The organism is Marinobacter sp. F3R08 (assembly GCF_018860425.1).
Classification (GTDB): Bacteria; Pseudomonadota; Gammaproteobacteria; order Pseudomonadales; family Oleiphilaceae; genus Marinobacter.
In genome coordinates this window covers 43,554-63,415 of the sequence record NZ_JAHKPI010000015.1, presented here as the reverse complement: position 1 = coordinate 63,415, position 19,862 = coordinate 43,554, and the positions used below count along the sequence as shown (strand labels likewise).

Here is a 19,862-nt window from a genome sequence, read left to right as displayed (position 1 = left end):
GGCATCAGGTCCGGATATGTCCATCACCGAAAACCACATATTTCTGGGATGTGAGGCCCTCAAGCCCCACCGGACCCCGGGCGTGGATCTTGTCGGTAGAGATTCCGATTTCAGCCCCAAGACCGTATTCAAACCCATCGGCAAAGCGTGTCGAGGCGTTGACCATCACGGAACTGGAATCCACTTCGGTGATAAAACGACGGGCTCGGGTATAATTCTCCGTGATGATGCTGTCGGTATGCTGGGAGCTGTATCGGTTAATGTGGCCAATCGCGCCGTCCAGTCCGTCAACCACACGCACTGCCAACACCGGGGCGAGGTATTCTGCCTCCCAGTCTGCCTCAGTGGCTTCGACCAGGCCGTCGACTATCGCCCGACTCTGCTCGCAACCACGCAACTCCACCCCCTTATCAATAAAAGCCCGGGCCAACAGGGGCAGAATATCTTCTGCAACCTCAGCGTCGACCAGAAGGGTTTCCATCGTGTTGCAGGTACCGTACCGGTGGGTTTTCGCATTGACCGCCACCTTGAGCGCCTTTTCAGGGTCGGCATGGCTGTCAACGTATACATGGCAGACACCATCAAGATGCTTGATGACAGGAACCCTGGCATCACGGCTGATGCGCTCGATCAGCCCCTTACCGCCTCTGGGCACAATGACATCAACATAGTCCGGCATGGTGATCAGTTCACCCACGGCACTCCGGTCCGTTGTTTTGATCACCTGCACTGCGTTTTCGGGCAGCCCCGCTTGCGCCAGACCTTCGGCAAGGCAGCGGGCAATCGCCTGATTGGAGTGGATCGACTCGGAACCGCCTCGGAGAATGGCCGCATTGCCCGATTTGAGGCACAGGCTGGCAGCCTCAACCGTCACGTTCGGGCGAGACTCGTAGATGATACCGATGACACCCAACGGAACGCGCATCTTGCCAACCTGAATACCGGATGGGCGATAGGCCATGTCAGTAATGGCACCGATAGGGTCAGGCAAAGTCGCCACCTGGCGCAGACCCTCGATCATCGCATCGATTCGCTGCGGTGTGAGTTCCAGCCGGTCCAGCATTGCTGCATCCAGGCCGTTTTCACGCCCCCGCTGCAGATCCTTGCCATTGGCCAGAGAAAGCTCTTCCCGGGCTGCATCCAGAGACTCTGCCGTCGCCAGTAACGCCTGATTGCGCGCGTCGGTGGTGGAACGCGCCACGCCGGTTGCAGCTGTGCGTGCTTGCTGCCCGACCTCGGCCATATACGCTACTATGTCCATTCATGTACCTTTCTGTTTTCAAGCGGAATCAGGAATAAGTGCCTAACTTTACCTTTCCCGTTTCAAGTACGCATCCCAAACAGATATTATACAGCTGCGATATGCCATACTCGGAACCTGAACGGCTCCCCGAGGAAGGTTTTTTCGGGGAGTTCAGGAGAAGGAAGGACACCATGGCCCAGATGGCCGAAAAATTCCTGTTAAGCAAGTTATCACGGGCAGGCTTTGTAGCCCTGATCGCCATCGCAACCCTTTGCGCAGTAATGGGAGAACCCATGGTTGCCGCTGCTGCGGCTGCGGCTTCAGGCGTTGTCATTGCCGGTAAGGCCTATCACCAAAACCGGATCAACCAGCCCTGGCCCCGGGTCCAGCAGGCCTTCTTCGTTGTTCTTCTCCTGATCCTGCTCGCCAGTTTCTGGACCGGCCCCTGGATTTTGAGCCACTGGCTCTACGGTCTTCCACTTGTCGCTTTTGCGTTGATCCCTCCTGCAGCTGCAACACTGGTGACCGTGGTTATCGCTGTTCTGGCAATAATCGCTTCACATTGGGCCGTCGGTCTTGCCGACCGGCACCAGATGATCAGCGCCTTCCTGCTCACCATTCTGCTCTCGGCCCTGCTGGTGTTCCTGCGTGATTATAAGGCCCGGCAGCTGGCCCCGTTGCGTCGAACCGATGAGCTGACCCAAGCCGCCAGCCGGGAATACCTTTTCGCCGATCTGCACAAGGAAATCCAACGCAGTGAACGGGAAGGCACGGATATGTCGATTATCATGATCGGACTGGACACTCATCTCAGTGACGACGAACCGGATGAGGATATCCGTTCGATACTTCCGCGCATTGGTCGCTACCTGCATTCCCAGATCCGTGATTTCGACACCTATTACCGGGTTGCAGACCTCCAGTTTCTGGCAATCCTGCCAGGCATTTCCACCGGCGACGCCATCGTCCGCGCTGAAACTATCCGCAAGGGTCTGGCAAACCTCCTGGAATCACACGGCATGAACCTGACCGTCAGTACAGGAATTGCCGGGCTGAATATCGGCGACGATGCCAATAGCTTGCAGCAGAGCGCAGCGAATGCTCTGCGCAGGGCGCAGCAACAAGGTGGTAACCGGAGCCAGGCCTACAGTTCCTGGTCACAGCCGGCACAACCGAGCCAACCGCAAGCACAGGGACCGGTTTCATGACAGAGACCCGCCTCCGGACATGGACCCACGCCGCCGGCTACAGCATTGCCTGCCTGTTCATTTCAACCCTGGCCGTGCAAAACCTCCGCTACGGCTTCTATGAGTTGTTCTATCTGGCATCCGGTATGGCCATACTGACTCTGGTCGGCGCCATATACACTATTATTTGCCGGCGCCATCAGCTATCTGCGCCGGGACACCTCATCCTCCTGTCCGGCCTGAACAGCGGCATGCTGGCGGCGTTGTTGACCATGGACGCGCCCGGCATCAGTCACTGGGCAATGCCCCTGCTCGTTCTGAACCTGCTTATCCTGCCGTTGCGCCAGGGCGTCGGGCTCTCGCTTCTGCTGCTGTTACCCATGTCGACCATTCTTTTTCTGGAAACCGAGCCGGCTGCCGCCCTCACGATCAACGCGGGTTTGTTCATTCTTCTGGCCGTCGCTGCCCTGTACATCTGGCACTATGACCATATGGCCCAGTCGGCTGAGGATCTGGCTATTACGGATCCGCTGACCGGAGCCCACAATGCCCGCTTTCTGGATGAAACCCTGCAGAAAGAAATCAGTCGCGCGATTGCCACCGGGCACAGTCTTTCAGTGATCGATCTGAGCATTGATTACGCGGATGAAGTGGCCGATCTCCATGGTAAGGATCAGATCCAGGGCCTGTTCCGGGATATCACCGAGCACCTCTTCGGTGTGATACGCGCTGGCGACACTCTGTACACGTTAAAGGATTCCGAGTTTTTCCTGATACTGCCGTTTACGCCCGAAGAAGGCTTGCGGGTAATAGCGGAGCGGATTCGTCGGACCATCGCCGAGCACAATTGGCCCGTGGTTGGCAAGGCGACCGTGAGCATCGGCTGCACCACTCGGGGCAGTGGCGACACCCGCACCGACATGTTCAGAAAGCGAGCCCACCAGGCCATGGAGGAGGCCCGCAGGCGAGGCGCTGATTCGGTCTGGTTCAGTCCGGGAGAAACCATCGAAACATGAGCAGTGCCTGGCTAAACGACCTGTCGGCCTGGCTGAGCCTGCATCCCGGCTGGCTGGCGCTGGCTCTGTTTGGGACCGCATTCATTGAATCCCTCGCTATAGCCGGGATTGTTGTCCCCGGCGTCGCCATTCTGTTTGCCGTTGCGGTAATGGCCGGTGAGACTGGCATGCCGCTACCCGAAGCTCTGCTCTGGGCCGGCCTGGGAGCGATTGCTGGCGATACCGTAAGCTTTGGCCTTGGCCGGGTGCTAGAGGGGCGCCTGACAACAGCCTGGCCACTGAGCCGATACCCGAAGATCGTCAGTACTGGAGAGCGTTTTTTTAACCGTCACGGCGGTAAAAGCGTGATCATCGGGCGCTTTGTCGGGCCGGTAAGGCCGGTTATCCCCCTCGTGGCCGGGGCTCTGATGATGCCCTGGCGTCGCTTTCTGGTCTTTAACATCGGCTCGGCGTTCGCCTGGGCACCCGTCTATATTTTCCCGGGATTTCTCGTCGGCAGCGCCCTGGCCAGCGAAATCAGGCCCCCGGCTCACTTTTATGCGGTGATCGGCGTCAGCCTCGCCGCCCTGACCGTGGTCTATTTCGTGCTCCTGCGTTTTCAACTGGGGCTTGGAGAAAGCAGCCGCTTCTATCGGGGGCTTAAACGATGGATGGAGCAATACGAAGCCATGAATCGATTCTGGCGCCTGTACACCAATCAACGCCCTGCCCGGGAGGGCGAGTTCCCTCTGGCGTCATTCATGCTTGCTTTGGGCGCGTCCGCACTCTTCCTGATCTGGGGACAACTCGCTACAGCAACCAATCTGCTTGACGGGTTCGACCAGTCGGTTCTCCAGTGGTTCGAGCAACTCCGACAGCCTCTGCTAGATGGCCCCTTCATTGCCGTTACATTGATTGGCGACCCTCCGGTTTTAATGGCCGCTGGTGCACTTGCCTGCGCAACCCTGCTGCTTCGGGGCTACTATGCCGCCGCCATCCATATCCTGATCGCCATCGTCGTGACGGCTATTCTGGTCTGGGGCCTTAAAACCCTGCTCGGTGTCCCCCGGCCCACCGAAGTCATGGGGCCGCCTGACTCAGGAGCCTTTCCCAGCGGCCACACCGCGGGGATTACCCTGCTGGTAACTCTGCTGGCAAGCTTTGTTGCCAGTGAAAGCCGGCACCGGAAGCGTTGGCAGTACTATGTTCTTCTGTCTCTCCCACTGGTACCGGTCGCGCTGAGCCGGCTCTACCTGGGCGTTCATTGGTTCACAGACGTGATCGGAGGGCTATTGCTTGCTCTGACGGTCACCGGAGCAATCCGGGCCAGCTACAGCCGTTACGATAAGGTACCACTGGCACCCGATATAACCGTCGTGGCCGCTACGGTTATCTGGCTGGTGTTTGCTGTGGGATATATCATGATGTCATGGGAACAGGCCGTTCTGAATTTTCGACCGGTGAGCTAGAGCCTACCCCTCTTCCAAAGCCTCCAGAAGCTCCTGAAGACGGCCAAGTCGCTCCAGAGGATCCTGCAGCTCCACCAATCTCTGCTTCTCCTGCTTGTCCAGGGGCAGCAGCTCCGTGAGCCGCCAGCCGACATCACGGGCATCCCCGTAATCAATTTCCATATTGAGATCCCGGATAACGGGATGCCGGAACAGGGCCTTCAGCACCGACGGCAGCTCGCTGAAACTCTCCGGCACCTCACTCGCCACCTCTTCAATCAGACACTCGACATCGCCCAGATTCAATCCATCTTCCTGTTGCCAGCTACGAATCACCGAGACCTTGGACTCACCCTCAACGGTGATCCCCAGGAGGCCATTGTCGAGTTGCTGAAAATCAATGATCCGCACGTAGGTGCCAATGTCGTAAAAGGCTACCGTACGCCCGGCTTCTCCGCCTTCTTGCAACAACACCACAACGAACCCGCGATCTTCCTTCAGACATCGGGTAAGCATATCGATGTAGCGCGGTTCGAACAGCTGCAGGGGAATCCGCCCCCTGGGCAGGACGATGGAATTCAGGGGAAACAAAGGTACGTTCATAAGTTCAACAGTCACCGAATGGCCAACAATTGTTGAACTTCGTCGACCCGGGCCCTGGCCTCCGTCAGAAGCTGCAAACTGCGGGAAGCGTTGAGTTCAAGTTCACCCAGGCGCCGATATGCCGGCACCTCGTCAAACGAGGGCAGATCGGCATTCTGACTGGAACCAATCATGGAATGCAGTTGTGCCACAATCACCACGTCCACCAACTGAGGCGACGCCTCCCGGCATTCATACCCCCAGTCCTCAGCATGACGAACCGCCTCCACGAATGCCGGAGGGAATGACCAGTTTTCCAGAACCGCCGTACCCACGTCCGCTCTAAGTTCTTTGATCGCGTGACCAAGGTTGGCCTCATCAGCAAACAGATTCACATGGTGCTCTGCCTGCACCAGAACCGGGACCACACCGATATCATGGAGCAGACCTGCCAGCAGCGCCTCTTCCGGGTTGAGCCGAGTGGCATGATCAGCCAGAACCCAACACAGGGCCGCCACTTCCCGGGAGTGTCGCCAGAGCTTTTCCATTTCTTTCTGCAACGCCGCCTGACGCGTCTTGAACACCTCGCGCATGGAGAACACAGTCACTAGCTGACGAGTTGTTCGCATACCGAGGCGGACAACCGCTTCCCGGACATTCCGGACATCACTGAACCCGCGATACAAGGGGCTATTGCAGGCACGGACGAGCTTCGCCGCCATGGCCGGATCCGCAGAGACCGCCAGCGCTACCTGGTCTGCCGTGGACTCATCACGATCAACAGCCCTCCGGACCTTCCAGGCCACATCCGGCACACTGGGGAGCTTGACCTGATTGGACCTCAGCTCAGACAGGAATTCCATCAACAGGTGGTGCTCTTCACTCTCCATATCACCGGTGCTCTCACCGGAATCCATTTCTACCTGCTCTACCGGCGCCGAGCGCAGCAACTGATTGAGGATCTCCTGTTCGACGACCAGGAATTCGCTGGGCGCAACGGCCGTTACGTCGTACATTCGTGGCTGCAGCCGGGCAACGGGATTATGGGCTTTCTCCGTCTCGGCCTCGATGATTGATTTACGGCCGTCCAGAGATTCAAGCTCCACCTTGCCGGAAACAAGAAAGAAATCCAGACCATCCCGGACACCCCGTTCCAGAACCCGCTGCCCTGGCCCATGGGTTCGTCTCTCGGCACGACTGGCCAGCAGGACAAGTTGATCATCCGTCAGCCGGTTCAAAGGCTGAAATTCTTTAAGGCGGCGAAGCGGCAGGCTTTCCTGGCCAGCCATAGGCGTACTCCTTGTCGATTCAAACCTGAAAATAAGTTGGCAACTGAGTTACCTATTGTAAACAGCCGCTCCGAAAACAACCATGCGCGTCGAGTCTAATCTGGTATCCTCTGGTTTTTGACCCTTTTCGTCAGGCAACAACAGAGAGAGCAGAACACCATGCCTCAGTATCGTTCGCGGACATCCACAGCAGGCCGCAACATGGCCGGCGCCCGTGCCCTCTGGCGCGCCACCGGTATGAAAGATGGAGATTTTGGCAAGCCCATTATCGCAGTCGCCAACTCCTTTACCCAATTCGTGCCAGGCCACGTCCACCTCAAAGACCTCGGGCAACTCGTATGCCGCGAAATCGAGGCCTCCGGAGGCGTTGCCAAGGAATTCAATACAATCGCGGTAGATGATGGCATCGCCATGGGCCACGACGGCATGCTGTACTCGCTACCCTCCCGGGAAATTATCGCAGACTCTGTAGAGTACATGGTGAACGCCCACTGTGCCGACGCGCTTGTATGCATTTCCAACTGCGACAAAATTACCCCGGGCATGCTGATGGCCGCCATGCGCCTGAACATTCCGACGATTTTCGTCTCCGGCGGGCCCATGGAAGCCGGCAAAACAAAGCTTTCCGAACACAAGCTGGACCTGGTGGATGCCATGGTCATTGCGGCCGACCCCCATGCCTCCGACGAACAGGTGGAAGAGTACGAACGCAGTGCCTGCCCTACCTGCGGTTCCTGCTCCGGCATGTTCACGGCCAATTCCATGAACTGCCTGACCGAAGCCATTGGCCTGGCGTTACCCGGCAACGGTTCACTGCTGGCTACACACGCTGATCGCGAACAGTTGTTTCTCAATGCCGGCCGGCAGATTGTGGAAAATGCGCGGCGTTATTACGAGGAAGACGATGCCAGCGTACTACCCTTGAGCATTGCTTCAATGGCGGCCTTCAAAAATGCCATGGTAATGGACATCGCCATGGGCGGCTCAACAAACACCATCCTGCATTTGCTGGCAGCAGCCCAGGAAGGTGGCGTACCTTTTACTCTGAGCGAGATCGACCAGCTCTCACGCTCTGTCCCCCAGCTGTGCAAAGTAGCGCCTAACTCGCCAAAATACCACATGGAAGATGTGCACCGGGCCGGCGGTATCATGGGCATTCTGGGCGAACTGGAACGGGGCGGACTCATCGACACCAATCTACCCACCGTTCACAGCAAGACCATGAAAGAGGCTCTGGAGACCTGGGACATCATGAGATCACCGACCACCGAAGTGGTCGAATTCTATAAAGCCGGACCTGCCGGCATCCCCACCCAGACCGCATTCTCCCAGAGCACACGCTGGCCAACGCTGGATGGCGACCGGGAGACGGGCTGCATCCGTTCGGTTGAAAACGCCTACAGCTCCGAGGGTGGCCTTGCTGTTCTGTATGGCAATATTGCCCTCGATGGTTGCGTAGTCAAAACCGCGGGCGTGGACGAGAGCATCTATCTCTTTGAAGGCAAAGCCCGGGTATTCGAGAGTCAGGATTCCGCGGTTGCTGGCATTTTGGCGGATGAGGTCAAGCCCGGCGAGATCGTTATCATACGTTATGAAGGCCCACGTGGTGGCCCCGGTATGCAGGAAATGCTGTACCCCACCAGTTATCTGAAATCCAAAGGGCTGGGCAAGGAGTGTGCTCTGCTGACGGATGGACGCTTCTCCGGAGGCACCTCAGGCCTGTCCATCGGCCACGCGTCACCAGAAGCGGCGGCCGGCGGGGCCATTGGTCTGATCGAAAACGGCGACACTATCCGTATCGACATACCGAACCGGACCATCAATGTCGAACTGGACCAGCACGAACTGGACCGTCGTCGGGAACTCAGAGATGCGAAAGGCTGGAAACCGGAACTGCCGCGCGACCGCAAGGTATCGGCGGCGCTGAAAGCCTACGCGCTACTGGCCACCAGTGCCGACAAAGGTGCGGTGCGCGATCTCGAAAAGCTTGACTGAACCGGCCTGATAACCAGCCAGAAAAAAAGCCCGGCGGAAAACTCCGGCGGGCTGTCTTTCAGCTGACTCTGATTACCAGAGTGACCAGCCACCATCTTCTTTTTCGTCAATGGCATCCTCCTGCTCCGGTGCAGGCGGTTGCGACGCGGAAGAAGAGTCCTGAGCGGAGACGCTGCTGGGCTCGGCGGCTTGTGCCGGTGCAGACGCCGCGATCTGAACGGAGATGATACCGAGGGCTTCCTTGGTTGAGTCATCCAGAATACCGGTAGCCTGAAGACCATGATCCTCCTGGAACCGGGTCAGCGCGGTCCGGGTGGGTTCGTCCATCTGCCGACTGACATTGGTAATGTCGTAACCCGCTCCGTAGAGCGCATTCTTGAGTGAAACAATTTCATTCGCAAAGGCCGCAGGGGCAAAGCCCAGTGTGACGGCCAATCCGGCCACAGCGGCCAGGCGTGTCAGTCGGGAATATGCTGCTCTCATTGTACTCACCTGCCTAACTCCTGATATCTCAGAGATATCCGTTTCTTTCTTGTTATGTGGTGCCTATCTCCACAGGCTGGGGCATACCGTTCAAAGGCTACCATACTTTGGTCGCATGTCGTCTTACAAGACATCCTGCCTCGCTTCATGGCTTCACTCTGAGGCTTCATCATCCCCACTAGCCGGCAGTCGGTGGGCCTCTTCGCTAAACTCACGGATAAAAATGCCCCAGAAAGCCATGAACAAGGCTGCCACCAGGGGTCCCATCACGAAACCGTTGATGCCGAACATGACGATGCCCCCAAGCGTCGATAACAGAACGATGTAGTCCGGGAGCTTGGTATCCCGACCGACCAGTACCGGGCGAAGCAGGTTATCCGCCAACCCGATCACCACAACACCGAAGACAGTCAGCACGACCGCTTCGACCATATCTCCTACCGCTGCCAGATAGATGGCTGCTGGCACCCAAACCAGAGCGGCGCCCACCGCTGGCAAAAGTGACACAATTGCCATCACGACACCCCAGAGTATCGCGCCATTGATCCCAAGAACCCAGAAAATCAGGCCACCCAAAGCCCCCTGAATGATCGCAATCAGCAGGTTGCCTTTAACCGTTGCCCGCGTCACTTCAGCAAACTTGGCAAAGAGCAGCCTCTCCCGCTCATCGCCAAGCGGCAAAGCCCGAATAATCAGTTCGACCAGCGCACTGCCGTCTCTTAGCAGGAAGAACGCCAGATACACCATCAACGCAAGGCCCAGGAAAAACTGAAAGGTATTCTGCCCCAGGCCCAGCGCCTGCTTGCCAAGAAACTGACTGCCTCCGACGAAAATGCTCACCGCCCTGTCCCTCAGTTCGGCAAAGCTGATGTCAAACTGTGCGAGGAACGCCTGAATAGCAGGAAAAGACTGGTTGACCCGATCAATGTAATCGCCCGGACGTATCTCGCCACTCTGAATCTGCTGATAAAGCGCAACGCCCTCAGCCACCAGGGAGGTAATCAGAACCAGAACCGGGATGACCACGATAAACAGACAAATACACAAGGTGATCAGGGCATTCACATTGGGCCGGTCCCCCAGCTTTCGTACCAGTGACTGCTGCACCGGGTGAAAAATCAAGGCGATGGCGATTGACCAGAATATAGGCCCGAAAAACGGCTTCATCAGAAAGACAAAGGCAAGGGAAACGCCTACCAGCAACGCCAGAAAAGTCCGTGTTTCAAGTTTTGCGTACATAGTTCGTGCGGTTCCCCGGTTTAATTTTTGCGATTGAGCGGGCCATTCTACCCTACCACGCTGACGTGGCCACTGTAGCAGTCTTCAGGGTATAGTGGACGGTTATTAGTCAACCAATAGACAGGTCATTTTATTGGAATTGGAAACCTTCACCACCGAGACAGCTCTGGACGCGGCTACGCAACTGCGCAAGGTTCTGGCAGCGAGAACTCACCGGCGCAAGGTGATGGGTCAGGAAGTCATGGTGCCTGGCCAACTTGGCGAAGCCCTGCAACTGCCCCGCATCATTAACCGGCTCCAGAGCAAGCAACAGAAGCAACGGGATCTTGGCCTCGAGGACTTCCAGGAGCTCTGGCCTACCCTTTCGCCACAAACACGGGAGCGAGTACTCACCGAGATCGGCTGGTACGACCCGAAAGAGCTTGATTGGGATGACAAGCGCTCTAACCGCCGGCCACTGGCCGATCCTGACGCTTGATTCGTATACCACCGGCACGCCTACTTTGAAATGTCATGTTTAGTACCTATGTTGGACAGTATCAGGAGGTTTTTTATGACTGAACAACATCACTACAAAGCACTTCTGGCGGATGGCTGTGCGGTACCCACACTGCTGTGTGGCCACTGCCAATCAATCCTGTCCAGAACACGGATTTTTTCGAATCAAGACAACCCGCACCAGCGAATGGAATGCCGAACTATCGGCCTTTGTTCAGCCGATGATTGCGGCGCTGTCAACTGTTGCGACGACGCCCTGGCCGGTATCGACAACCCTGAACGCCTGTTCGGCATTGCGTCCTGATTCAAAGCCGCAACGCTCTGTTACGCAACTCAAACACACAAATTTTCCATCTGCTTTATCCTGATCTTCGACGATTGTATTCAGGCATCCGGACCACCGGAGCCACCCGGCAATCACGCAACCAATCAGTCAGGACAGTCGATGGCATGCGTATTCTGAGAACCAATGAAGCCCGCTTCGCAGGTCTTCCGGATTATCCTTTCGCTCCACACCATCTCGACGTAGATACCGGGCTTCGGATGCATTACGTTGACGAAGGCCCGCGCAATGCTGCACCGGTACTGATGCTTCATGGCGAACCGTCCTGGTCTTATCTATACAGGCACATGATTCCTCTCGTGGCAGACGCCGGGTATCGGGTGCTGGCTCCGGATCTGATCGGTTTCGGCAAATCCGACAAGCCGGCGTCGGTTGCGGACTACAGTTATGGCCGCCACCTGACCTGGCTGGCGAACTGGCTGGAACAGCTGAATCTCACGAACATCACTCTTGTGTGCCAGAACTGGGGGTCACTGCTCGGTCTGCGCCTGGCAGCGGAACACCACCAGCGCTTCAGCCGCATCATCGTAGGAAATGGCATGTTGCCAACCGGGGAAACACCGGCCCCTGCGGTGTTTACTATCTGGAAGGCCTTTGTCACGCACAGCCCATGGTTCCCGATTGGTCGCATCGTGCAACTCGGCACCGACCGCACCCTGAGCAAGGCCGAAATTGCCGCCTATGAAGCTCCGTTTCCATCAGCCGAGTTCAAGGCGGGAGCGAGAGCGTTTCCAAAACTGGTGCCGGTAGAACAAGGCACGCCAGACAGCGACGCCAATAAGGCCGCCTGGCAGGTCCTGGAAAACTGGAAAAAGCCGTTCATCACCTGCTTCAGCAATGGCGACCCGGTCACCCGCGGCGGAGACCGGCACATGCAACGCCGGATACCGGGTGCACACGGTCAACCTCATATCACGCTTAGCGGCGGACACTTCCTTCAGGAAGATTCACCCGAGGATTTCGCCCGCATCATCATTGACGCTCTGAAATCCGAAATGGCGGCCTGACCGGCCGCCTTCATCTACCCGAACACCGTGACGGTCTGACGACTCAGCGCCACCAGCTCGCCTTTGGCTGTCCATATCCCCGCCTGCGTGTGGCCATAACCGGCCCCGGCCTGATCTATCGAGACCTTGTACAGCAGCCAGTCACCCGGTTCGATAACCGGCCGCGGATGGACAATATCCAACGCCCAGCTCAGCGAACTGGTCCTCACCCTCTGTTTCAGATACGGCAGCAGTGCCGGTGGCCAGGCATCAACAAGGGCAATTATGTGGGCATCGGAAAACCTATCCGGGGCCTTCCGGAACTGCATCCAGCCGCCGAGTTCACGACCACCCTTGCCGCTGAACGGCAGGTTACCGAAAGCCCAGCGCATCTCTATCTGCTTAATAAATTCCGGGGTGACACCTTCGATATAATCCAGCCCGGGACAGTCAGAAACCGGCATCGCCTCTGGCGCTGGCAACGCCTCCACCTGCACCGCCGACTCGCGATCTCCCCCGAAACTGCCAAGACACACCAGCCGGGTTTCACCGTTCTGGACAATGCGCCCCTGAACCTGACTGACCGCCTTGCCCTCACGCAGAATTTCGGCCTCAAAGCTGGCGGGAATCCCCGGTTCTACCGGCCCCACGAACGACACTTGCAACGACCGCATTGCCCTGCCTTCGGCAACAAGCTTTTCCATCCGCGCAAACATCAACGCAGCCGTCAGACCGCCAAAAGTAGCCCGCCCCTGGGACCAGTCCGACGGCAACACAAGATCCTGATTTTCATGAACAGCCTGCAATAATTCGTCAAAGGTCATTTCTTGTTCCTGTTAGCAACCTATCGGGATAGATTCGAAGATTGCCCAAGATTGGACAGCAATGCAATGACACCTCCCCGGCAACTACCTACAGCCGAGCCTGGCTTTTGCATATTAAAGAAGCAAGAAAACCGCTATACTGTTCTCACATCATGCATTGCCCGGCAATGCTCTACCTCCCGAATTCCGAGTGAATCAATGTCTGAATTGTCCTTTGCCGAACTGGGGCTTGATCCAGCCGTACTTGAAGCTGTATCCGCTGTTGGTTATGAAACCCCGTCCCCCATCCAGGCCCAGTCTATCCCCGCGCTACTTGCTGGCAACCATCTACTGGGCGTCGCCCAGACTGGCACCGGTAAAACCGCGGCTTTTGCACTGCCTCTCCTGAGCCGGATTGACGCCTCTGTAACCGATCCCCAGATTCTGGTTTTGGCCCCGACCAGGGAACTCGCTATCCAGGTGGCTGAGGCCTTTACTACATACGCCAGCAAGTTCCGGAATTTCCATGTGCTGCCGATCTACGGCGGCCAGGACTTTTACCCCCAGATCAAAGGCCTTCGCCGTGGCGCCCAGGTTATCGTAGGCACACCGGGCCGCATGCTCGACCACCTGCGCAAGGGCACCCTGAAACTGGACAGCCTGAAAGCGCTGGTTCTCGATGAAGCCGACGAAATGTTGCGCATGGGCTTTATTGACGATGTGGAAGCCATTCTGGCGAAGACACCAGAGAACTGCCAACGCGCGCTGTTCTCGGCCACCATGCCGCCACAGATCAAGAAAGTTGCCCAGACCTACCTGCGGAAAGCTACCGAAGTTCGGATTGAGAGCGAAACCCGCACGGTCGAGCGCATCTCCCAGTACGTTCTGCCGGTCTATGCCGAGCGGAAGCTGGACGCCCTGACCCGGATTCTGGAAGTTGAGCCGTTTGACGCCTCCATCATCTTCGTTCGTACCAAGGCAGAAACCACTCTGCTGGCCGAGAAGCTGTCAGCCCGCGGCCATGCTGTTGCGCCGTTGAACGGCGACCTGAACCAGCGCCAGCGCGAGCAGACCGTCGAGGACCTCAAACGCAGCAAAAAGGACATCATCGTCGCCACGGATGTTGCAGCCCGAGGGTTGGACGTACCCCGCATCACTCACGTGATCAATTACGATGTGCCCTACGATACCGAAGCCTATATTCACCGCGTTGGCCGTACCGGACGTGCGGGACGCGAAGGCAAGGCCATCCTGCTGGTCACACCGCGGGAGCGGAGCTGGCTGCGCACTCTGGAGCGCGCGACCAACTCGCCCATGCAGGCCTACGAACTGCCGTCACCGGTTGAGCTGAAAAAAATGCGCGAGCAGCAGTTTGAAACGCAGCTGCTGGCGTTCGCCGAAGACAAGAAGCTGGCCAAGGCTATGGCTTTGCTGGACGAGATTGCTGAACGCAACGACATGGATATGGCCATGGTGGCCGGCGCCATGGCGTGCTGGATGGAAGCAGCCCAGCCGGGCTCTCTGCCACTGGAGCAACCAGACGCGTTGCCGGTGGTATCCACTACTGCGCCACCTCGCCGCGACCGTAAAGGTGGCCGCCCGGGCGAATACCGCAAGGGGCCAAAAGGCGGCTTCAAGAAAGGGCCAAAAGGTCGCAGCGGCCCCGGCCCGAAGGGCAAGCCGCCCGGCAAGGGCGCCAAACCTGCAGGTAAGCGCCCGCCGCGTCAGGCAGACGCCAAGCGCTGATAAACGACGAAACTGTAGTCGTAAGGGTTGTTATTGGACGCGGAGAAATCCTCCCGTCCGATTTCTTCCCATTCATCCCAGTTTACTTCCGGAAAGAAAGCATCACCGTCCACTTCAGCGTGCACCTGGGTGATGTACATGCGATCAACCATCGGCAACGCCTCCGCATAGATCTGCCCGCCGCCGATAATCATCACTTCATCTCCGCCGTCCAACCCGGCCTGGGCTTCAGCTGTCACCAGTGCTTCGGGCAATGACTTCGCAGCCACAGTTCCGGTTGGTGCCTCCCAACTTTCATTCCTGGAAATAACCACGTTCATACGCCCCGGCAGAGGCCGGCCAACGGAATCCCAGGTTTTCCTGCCCATGATAATGGGCTTGCCCATGGTAGCCTGTTTGAAATAACGGAGGTCACCCGGCAAATACCATGGCAGATTGTTGTTTCGGCCGATGACCCGGTTTCGGGACATGGCGACGATCAGGGCTTTTCTCATGTGCTCGCCTCCAGCGGAGTTCAATCAGATGGCAATCGGAGCTTTGATTCCGGGACAGGGTTCGTATCCCTCGAACTCGAAATCGTCCAGGTCGTACTCGAAAATACTCGCTGGCTTGCGCCTGATCGCGAGCTTCGGCAACGCCCGGGGCTCACGCTTCAGTTGCTCGAAGACAATGTCATCCGTCAGGTGATTCTGGTAAAGATGGCAGTCTCCAAAGGTGTGCACGAACTCGCCGACATCCAGATCGCACTGCTGGGCAATCATATGGGTCAGTAACGCATAGGAAGCGATATTGAACGGCACACCCAGGAACAGATCGGCACTGCGCTGATAGAGCTGACAGGAAAGCTTTCCATCAGCCACGTAGAACTGGAACAGGCAGTGACAGGGGGCCAGCGCCATACGGCCCTCACGGACGTTGTCCTGAGGGCCAATCGATTCGTCAGGAAGTTCCGCCGGGTTCCAGGCAGAGACAATCAACCGACGGGAATTGGGCTTGGTGCGAATCTGCTCAATCACCTCGTTGATCTGATCCACCACCTCGCCATTCGGGCACTGCCAACTGCGCCACTGCTTACCGTAGATGGGACCAAGATCGCCATTCTCCAGCGCCCACTCATTCCAGATCGAGACCTTGCGCTCCTGCAACCAGGTGTTGTCGGTGGAACCTCGCAGGAACCAGAGCAGTTCATAAATGATGCTGCGCAGGTGGACTTTCTTGGTGGTCACCAGTGGAAAACCTTCCTGCAGATTAAAGCGGAGCTGACGACCAAAGACCGATCGGGTACCAACACCAGTGCGGTCCCCTTTATCGAATCCATTATCCACAACGTCCTGCATCAGGCCGAGATACGCTTTCATTGGGCTTGCCTCCGGTAGGCTAGGAACATCAGAGCGGCGCCGGCAATAATCATCGGGAAGGACAGTACCTGCCCCATGGTGAGCCAGTCAAAGGCGAGGTATCCCAGCTGCGGGTCCGGCTGGCGTACAAATTCCACCAGAAACCGGAACACGCCATAACAGATCAGGAATAGCCCGGACACGGCCATCCTGGGACGTTGGCGGGATGAAAACCACCACAGAATCACGAACAGTGCCACACCTTCCAGGGCAAACTGGTAAAGCTGAGAGGGGTGCCTGGCCAGGGCATCTGGTGCCGTACGGAACACCATGCCCCATGCAACATCCGTCGGTTTGCCCCACAACTCGCCGTTGATAAAGTTTCCAATCCGTCCAGCGCCAAGACCCAGGGGCACCAGCGGCGCCACAAAGTCAGCCATCCGCCAGAAACCGCTGCCGACCTTGCGGCCGTACCACCACATGGCAAACATCACGCCCAGCAGACCACCGTGAAAAGACATACCGCCTTCCCAGACCCGGAGCAGCCAGAGCGGATCAGCCAAAAAGGCGTCAAAGTTATAGAACAGGACATAACCGAACCGGCCGCCGAGGATCACCCCCAGGGCCAGATAGAACAGCAGATCACCTACCTGTTCTTCATTAATAGGCGACCAGGGTTTGCGGGTCCGGAGGCGGCCAAGCCACCAGCCGGCCATAAAACCGAACAGGTAGGTCAGGCCGTACCAATGGATCTTAAGGGGGCCAATGGCAATTGCCACCGGGTCGATCTGGGGATGCTGCAGCATCGAAAACCTCTCAGCTCAGAAAAAAACGGAGACCCACCAGCAGAAGCATGATGGAAAAAGTTCGTTTGAGAAGGCGGGCGTTCAGCCGGTGAGCCAGATTCGCTCCGACACAGGCAAAAAGAACGCTGGTCAGGATAATACCGATCAGAGCCGGGAGATAAATAAACCCGGCACTCAGTTCCGGCAAGGCAGGATCCTGCCATCCGGTCCAGATATTGCCCAACGCACCGGCAACTGCAATGGGCAGACCACAGGCAGCCGACGTTCCCACCGCCTGTTGCATGCGAACGTTACACCAGCTCAGAAAAGGTACCGTGAGCGTCCCACCCCCTATTCCGAAAATGGCTGACACCCAACCAATACCGCCGCCCGCGACGCCCAGACCAGCCGAGCCGGGAACATCACGACCAGGCTCCGGGACAACTTCGAAAAACATCTTGAGCCCCACCAGCATAACGAAAACCCCGATCACCAGCTCAAGAGCACGCCCGCTCAAAAGAGAGGCGGTCCAGGCACCAATCAGCGCCCCAGCAACAATGCCCAGAGTCATGGGCCTGAACAGATCCCAACGCACGGCCCGATGCTTGTGATGGGACCGGATCGAGCTGACCGAAGTAAATACGATAGTTGCCAGCGACGTACCGACCGCCAGGTGCGGGATAATCTCGGGGTTGATCCCCTGCAGGCCAAAAGTGAAGATCAGCACCGGCACAATAATCAGACCGCCACCAATACCTAACAGGCCTGCAAGGGTACCGGCCAGAGCACCCAGAGCCAGATACGAGGCTAGCGCGTAAATCAGGATCATAGTTTGAGACGTACCCGGGAAAACCAAGGCTGGTATGATACACAGCGCAAGAGTCAACTTCATTAACTCCGGGAGCGACCGTCTTAATCATGTGTCTTATCGCCTTCGCCCTTGACCAGAACCCTCATTTTCCGCTGGTTGTGGCCGCTAACCGGGATGAGTTCTTTCGTCGCCCAACCGCCGCCATGGACTGGTGGACGACAGAGTCAGGCACCCGGGTTCTTGCGGGCCGCGACCTGCTGTCAGGCGGCACCTGGCTGGCGGTGACTGCCGAAGGCCAGGTCAGCGCGGTGACCAATGTACGCGAAGGTGCTCCCGAAGCGGGAAGAATCAGTCGGGGCGAACTGCCCTTGCGTGCTATCAACGATTCGCGCGATCAGCTCAATAGCTACCTGCATAGCCAGGCCGATCACTTTTCCGGCTTCAACCTCGTCCACCTTAGCCCCCGGGACGGATGGTATTTCAGCAACCGTGACGCCCATCCTGGTCGGCACATTCATCGGGGCGTCTATGGTTTGAGCAACCACCTGCTGCAAACCCCGTGGCCCAAACTTCTGCGCCTCAGAAAGGCGACCGGTGACGCCGTTGCCGCCGCAGGCCAGAGCACGGAAACACTGCATAGCGCGTTGGTGCATCTGCTTCAGGACAACACTCCCGCACCAGACCACCTGCTACCGGATACAGGCATCGGGCTGGAGACCGAGCGTTTCCTGTCATCACCCTTTATCGTCGGCACCGATTACGGCACCCGGGCAACGACCGTGGTAAGTATCTCTGCCGACGGTGAAATCCACGTGACCGAACAGAGCTGGGAGCCGGACGGCAAAACTGGCGAACACCGTCGCTTCCACTGGCAGCGATAGCGATCAGGCTCTGATATAATCCGCGAAATTCTGCCACCCGATCGGAGGGCCTCTGATGGCCGGTGAACAAGGCGCCACCTCGATAGCTGATTTTGAGAAATCTCTTGATGAACTGGAGAATCTGGTTCGCGATCTGGAGCAGGGCGAACTTTCGCTCGAGCAATCCCTGACGGCGTTCGAACGAGGTGTAAAGCTGACCCGGGAATGCCAGCAGGCACTGAAGAGCGCCGAGCAGCGCGTCGAACAACTGGTACAGAACAGTGACGGCACCCTGGAAACCCGTCCATTTTCACCGGATGACACTGAGTGATGCCCCGACAGAACCCTCTTGCTGAAGTTTTTCTGGAAACCTGCCGGGGCAACATCGATGCAGAACTGGACCGGTGTATTGATCACAACGCTGCTTCCGGGCGGCTGCAGGAGGCCATGCGCTACAGCGTCCTGGGCGGCGGCAAACGAATCAGGCCAGCTTTGTGCGTGGCAGCGGCAAAAGCCCTTGGCCAGTCCGGAGATGAAGCCCTGATTCCGGCCTGCGCGGTTGAACTGATCCACGCTTACTCCCTGATTCACGATGACTTGCCCGCCATGGACGACGATGAGCTGAGGCGCGGGCGCCCGACCACCCACATCGCTTTTGATGAGGCAACCGCCATTCTGGCCGGGGATGCCCTCCAGACTCTGGCGTTTGGTCTGCTGACCGAAGCACCCGGACTGTCTGAATCGATTCGACTGACGATGGTCAGAGAACTGTCCCGGGCCAGCGGTCACAGCGGCATGGTTGGCGGCCAGGCAATTGATCTTGAATCTGTTGGCAAGACCCTGGTACTGAGTCAGCTGGAAACCATGCATCGCCACAAGACAGGTGCTCTGATCGAGGCCAGCGTACGGATTGGCGCTCTTACTGCGCCGTCGGTCAGCGAACAGGCTCTGGACGCTCTGACCCGTTATGCCAAGGCTCTCGGCCTGGCGTTCCAGGTTCAGGATGATCTGCTGGATATTGAAGGGGACACCAATATTATTGGTAAACCCCAGGGTTCGGATGCAGCCCGCTCCAAACCCACCTACCCGGCTCTGCTCGGTATCACTGGAGCCCGGGATCACCTGGCAACTCTGCTTGAGAATGCCCAGCAAAGCCTGCGGGAGTTCGGTCCGGAAGCGGATCCATTGCGAGCGATGGCCGATTACGTCGTGGCAAGAACCCATTGAATCAC

The 19,862-nt window shown here is 57.7% G+C and carries 21 protein-coding genes; 11 read left to right on the top strand and 10 right to left on the bottom strand.

The features are described from left to right. Positions 1-4 precede the first annotated feature (4 nt). Positions 5-1,261, bottom strand: coding sequence for a glutamate-5-semialdehyde dehydrogenase (locus KO499_RS09350; protein WP_215983480.1), 1,257 nt, complete (start codon positions 1,259-1,261; stop codon positions 5-7). Positions 1,262-1,434: 173 nt separating this feature from the next. Here KO499_RS09350 and KO499_RS09345 point away from each other — a divergent pair, with 173 nt between their 5' ends. Genes KO499_RS09345 through KO499_RS09335 form a run of 3 tightly spaced genes read left to right on the top strand, consistent with a single transcriptional unit; the run spans position 1,435 to position 4,894 of the window. After that, complete coding sequence (locus KO499_RS09345) at positions 1,435-2,451, top strand: GGDEF domain-containing protein (protein WP_215983479.1); 1,017 nt, start codon at positions 1,435-1,437, stop codon at positions 2,449-2,451. After that, complete coding sequence (locus tag KO499_RS09340; RefSeq protein ID WP_215983478.1) at positions 2,448-3,446, top strand: GGDEF domain-containing protein; 999 nt, start codon at positions 2,448-2,450, stop codon at positions 3,444-3,446. Before KO499_RS09345 ends, KO499_RS09340 begins: the two co-directional genes overlap by 4 nt. Beyond that, positions 3,443-4,894, top strand: a complete 1,452-nt coding sequence (locus KO499_RS09335) for a bifunctional DedA family/phosphatase PAP2 family protein (RefSeq protein ID WP_215983477.1) — start codon at positions 3,443-3,445, stop codon at positions 4,892-4,894. The genes KO499_RS09340 and KO499_RS09335 overlap by 4 nt, the downstream gene beginning before the upstream one ends. A 3-nt stretch (positions 4,895-4,897) precedes the next feature. On the opposite strand, the gene KO499_RS09330 is transcribed toward KO499_RS09335, so the two are convergent. Both KO499_RS09330 and KO499_RS09325 read right to left on the bottom strand, forming a co-directional pair. Beyond that, positions 4,898-5,476: an LON peptidase substrate-binding domain-containing protein gene (locus KO499_RS09330; protein ID WP_215983476.1), complete on the bottom strand. Its 579-nt coding sequence runs from the start codon at positions 5,474-5,476 to the stop codon at positions 4,898-4,900. A gap of 11 nt (positions 5,477-5,487) precedes the next feature. Next, positions 5,488-6,744 carry an HDOD domain-containing protein gene (locus KO499_RS09325; RefSeq protein ID WP_215983475.1) on the bottom strand — a complete coding sequence of 419 codons (1,257 nt, stop codon included), beginning with the start codon at positions 6,742-6,744 and terminating at the stop codon, positions 5,488-5,490. Between the two features lie 159 nt (positions 6,745-6,903). Between KO499_RS09325 and ilvD the strand changes: the two genes are divergently transcribed. After that, positions 6,904-8,739 (top strand): dihydroxy-acid dehydratase, encoded by a 1,836-nt coding sequence (gene ilvD / locus KO499_RS09320; RefSeq protein WP_215983474.1) that lies wholly within the window; start codon positions 6,904-6,906, stop codon positions 8,737-8,739. Positions 8,740-8,811: 72 nt separating this feature from the next. Here ilvD and KO499_RS09315 read toward each other — a convergent pair whose 3' ends face one another. Together KO499_RS09315 and KO499_RS09310 are read right to left on the bottom strand one after the other, a co-directional pair. Further along, positions 8,812-9,222 carry a peptidoglycan-binding domain-containing protein gene (locus tag KO499_RS09315; protein ID WP_215983473.1) on the bottom strand — a complete coding sequence of 137 codons (411 nt, stop codon included), beginning with the start codon at positions 9,220-9,222 and terminating at the stop codon, positions 8,812-8,814. Between the two features lie 153 nt (positions 9,223-9,375). Continuing rightward, positions 9,376-10,461 (bottom strand): AI-2E family transporter, encoded by a 1,086-nt coding sequence (locus KO499_RS09310; protein ID WP_215983472.1) that lies wholly within the window; start codon positions 10,459-10,461, stop codon positions 9,376-9,378. 127 nt (positions 10,462-10,588) lie between these two features. On the opposite strand from KO499_RS09310, the gene KO499_RS09305 reads away from it, so the two are divergent. The 3 genes from KO499_RS09305 to KO499_RS09295 all read left to right on the top strand — a co-directional run bounded on the left by KO499_RS09305 (position 10,589) and on the right by KO499_RS09295 (position 12,309). Next, on the top strand, positions 10,589-10,939 hold the full coding sequence (locus KO499_RS09305) for a hypothetical protein (protein ID WP_215983886.1): 351 nt from the start codon (positions 10,589-10,591) through the stop codon (positions 10,937-10,939). A gap of 75 nt (positions 10,940-11,014) precedes the next feature. After that, entirely contained in the window at positions 11,015-11,263 is a 249-nt protein-coding gene (locus KO499_RS09300; protein ID WP_215983471.1) for a hypothetical protein, read from the top strand. Between the two features lie 146 nt (positions 11,264-11,409). Further along, the gene (locus KO499_RS09295) at positions 11,410-12,309 is read left to right on the top strand and encodes a haloalkane dehalogenase (RefSeq protein ID WP_215983470.1); all 900 of its coding nucleotides are present in this window, start codon (positions 11,410-11,412) and stop codon (positions 12,307-12,309) included. A gap of 14 nt (positions 12,310-12,323) precedes the next feature. On the opposite strand, the gene KO499_RS09290 is transcribed toward KO499_RS09295, so the two are convergent. Continuing rightward, on the bottom strand, positions 12,324-13,112 hold the full coding sequence (locus tag KO499_RS09290) for an acyl-CoA thioesterase (protein ID WP_215983469.1): 789 nt from the start codon (positions 13,110-13,112) through the stop codon (positions 12,324-12,326). A 198-nt stretch (positions 13,113-13,310) separates the two neighbouring features. Here KO499_RS09290 and KO499_RS09285 point away from each other — a divergent pair, with 198 nt between their 5' ends. Further along, positions 13,311-14,837: a DEAD/DEAH box helicase gene (locus KO499_RS09285; protein ID WP_215983468.1), complete on the top strand. Its 1,527-nt coding sequence runs from the start codon at positions 13,311-13,313 to the stop codon at positions 14,835-14,837. Here KO499_RS09285 and KO499_RS09280 read toward each other — a convergent pair. The 4 genes from KO499_RS09280 to KO499_RS09265 are packed head-to-tail and all read right to left on the bottom strand — an operon-like array spanning position 14,816 to position 17,788. Beyond that, a complete protein-coding gene (locus tag KO499_RS09280) occupies positions 14,816-15,331 on the bottom strand; it encodes a dihydrofolate reductase (protein ID WP_215983467.1) in 516 nt (171 codons plus the stop codon). The genes KO499_RS09285 and KO499_RS09280 overlap by 22 nt on opposite strands. A 24-nt stretch (positions 15,332-15,355) precedes the next feature. Next, on the bottom strand, positions 15,356-16,195 hold the full coding sequence (locus KO499_RS09275; RefSeq protein ID WP_215983466.1) for a thymidylate synthase: 840 nt from the start codon (positions 16,193-16,195) through the stop codon (positions 15,356-15,358). Further along, positions 16,192-16,980: a prolipoprotein diacylglyceryl transferase gene (gene lgt, locus KO499_RS09270; protein WP_215983465.1), complete on the bottom strand. Its 789-nt coding sequence runs from the start codon at positions 16,978-16,980 to the stop codon at positions 16,192-16,194. Before lgt ends, KO499_RS09275 begins: the two co-directional genes overlap by 4 nt. Before the next feature lie 10 nt (positions 16,981-16,990). Further along, entirely contained in the window at positions 16,991-17,788 is a 798-nt protein-coding gene (locus KO499_RS09265; protein ID WP_215983464.1) for a sulfite exporter TauE/SafE family protein, read from the bottom strand. 89 nt (positions 17,789-17,877) lie between these two features. Here KO499_RS09265 and KO499_RS09260 point away from each other — a divergent pair, with 89 nt between their 5' ends. From KO499_RS09260 to ispA, 3 genes are read left to right on the top strand one after another with little or no spacing between them, the layout of a single operon-like run. After that, the gene (locus tag KO499_RS09260; protein ID WP_215983463.1) at positions 17,878-18,651 is read left to right on the top strand and encodes an NRDE family protein; all 774 of its coding nucleotides are present in this window, start codon (positions 17,878-17,880) and stop codon (positions 18,649-18,651) included. A 55-nt stretch (positions 18,652-18,706) separates the two neighbouring features. After that, complete coding sequence (locus KO499_RS09255) at positions 18,707-18,961, top strand: exodeoxyribonuclease VII small subunit (RefSeq protein ID WP_215983462.1); 255 nt, start codon at positions 18,707-18,709, stop codon at positions 18,959-18,961. Further along, positions 18,961-19,857, top strand: coding sequence for a (2E,6E)-farnesyl diphosphate synthase (gene ispA, locus KO499_RS09250; protein ID WP_215983461.1), 897 nt, complete (start codon positions 18,961-18,963; stop codon positions 19,855-19,857). The genes KO499_RS09255 and ispA overlap by 1 nt, the downstream gene beginning before the upstream one ends. Positions 19,858-19,862 lie beyond the last annotated feature (5 nt).

Coding starts and splice junctions, on each gene's coding strand:
- KO499_RS09275 (WP_215983466.1), bottom strand. CDS start 16,195: ATGAAAGCGTATCTCGGCCTGATGCAGGACGTTGTGGATAATGGATTC.
- KO499_RS09255 (WP_215983462.1), top strand. CDS start 18,707: ATGGCCGGTGAACAAGGCGCCACCTCGATAGCTGATTTTGAGAAATCT.
- KO499_RS09310 (WP_215983472.1), bottom strand. CDS start 10,461: ATGTACGCAAAACTTGAAACACGGACTTTTCTGGCGTTGCTGGTAGGC.
- KO499_RS09330 (WP_215983476.1), bottom strand. CDS start 5,476: ATGAACGTACCTTTGTTTCCCCTGAATTCCATCGTCCTGCCCAGGGGG.
- KO499_RS09340 (WP_215983478.1), top strand. CDS start 2,448: ATGACAGAGACCCGCCTCCGGACATGGACCCACGCCGCCGGCTACAGC.
- KO499_RS09265 (WP_215983464.1), bottom strand. CDS start 17,788: ATGATCCTGATTTACGCGCTAGCCTCGTATCTGGCTCTGGGTGCTCTG.
- KO499_RS09295 (WP_215983470.1), top strand. CDS start 11,410: ATGCGTATTCTGAGAACCAATGAAGCCCGCTTCGCAGGTCTTCCGGAT.
- KO499_RS09335 (WP_215983477.1), top strand. CDS start 3,443: ATGAGCAGTGCCTGGCTAAACGACCTGTCGGCCTGGCTGAGCCTGCAT.
- KO499_RS09325 (WP_215983475.1), bottom strand. CDS start 6,744: ATGGCTGGCCAGGAAAGCCTGCCGCTTCGCCGCCTTAAAGAATTTCAG.
- ispA (WP_215983461.1), top strand. CDS start 18,961: ATGCCCCGACAGAACCCTCTTGCTGAAGTTTTTCTGGAAACCTGCCGG.
- KO499_RS09350 (WP_215983480.1), bottom strand. CDS start 1,261: ATGGACATAGTAGCGTATATGGCCGAGGTCGGGCAGCAAGCACGCACA.
- KO499_RS09260 (WP_215983463.1), top strand. CDS start 17,878: ATGTGTCTTATCGCCTTCGCCCTTGACCAGAACCCTCATTTTCCGCTG.
- KO499_RS09280 (WP_215983467.1), bottom strand. CDS start 15,331: ATGAGAAAAGCCCTGATCGTCGCCATGTCCCGAAACCGGGTCATCGGC.
- KO499_RS09290 (WP_215983469.1), bottom strand. CDS start 13,112: ATGACCTTTGACGAATTATTGCAGGCTGTTCATGAAAATCAGGATCTT.
- KO499_RS09285 (WP_215983468.1), top strand. CDS start 13,311: ATGTCTGAATTGTCCTTTGCCGAACTGGGGCTTGATCCAGCCGTACTT.
- KO499_RS09315 (WP_215983473.1), bottom strand. CDS start 9,222: ATGAGAGCAGCATATTCCCGACTGACACGCCTGGCCGCTGTGGCCGGA.
- KO499_RS09345 (WP_215983479.1), top strand. CDS start 1,435: ATGGCCCAGATGGCCGAAAAATTCCTGTTAAGCAAGTTATCACGGGCA.
- lgt (WP_215983465.1), bottom strand. CDS start 16,980: ATGCTGCAGCATCCCCAGATCGACCCGGTGGCAATTGCCATTGGCCCC.
- ilvD (WP_215983474.1), top strand. CDS start 6,904: ATGCCTCAGTATCGTTCGCGGACATCCACAGCAGGCCGCAACATGGCC.
- KO499_RS09300 (WP_215983471.1), top strand. CDS start 11,015: ATGACTGAACAACATCACTACAAAGCACTTCTGGCGGATGGCTGTGCG.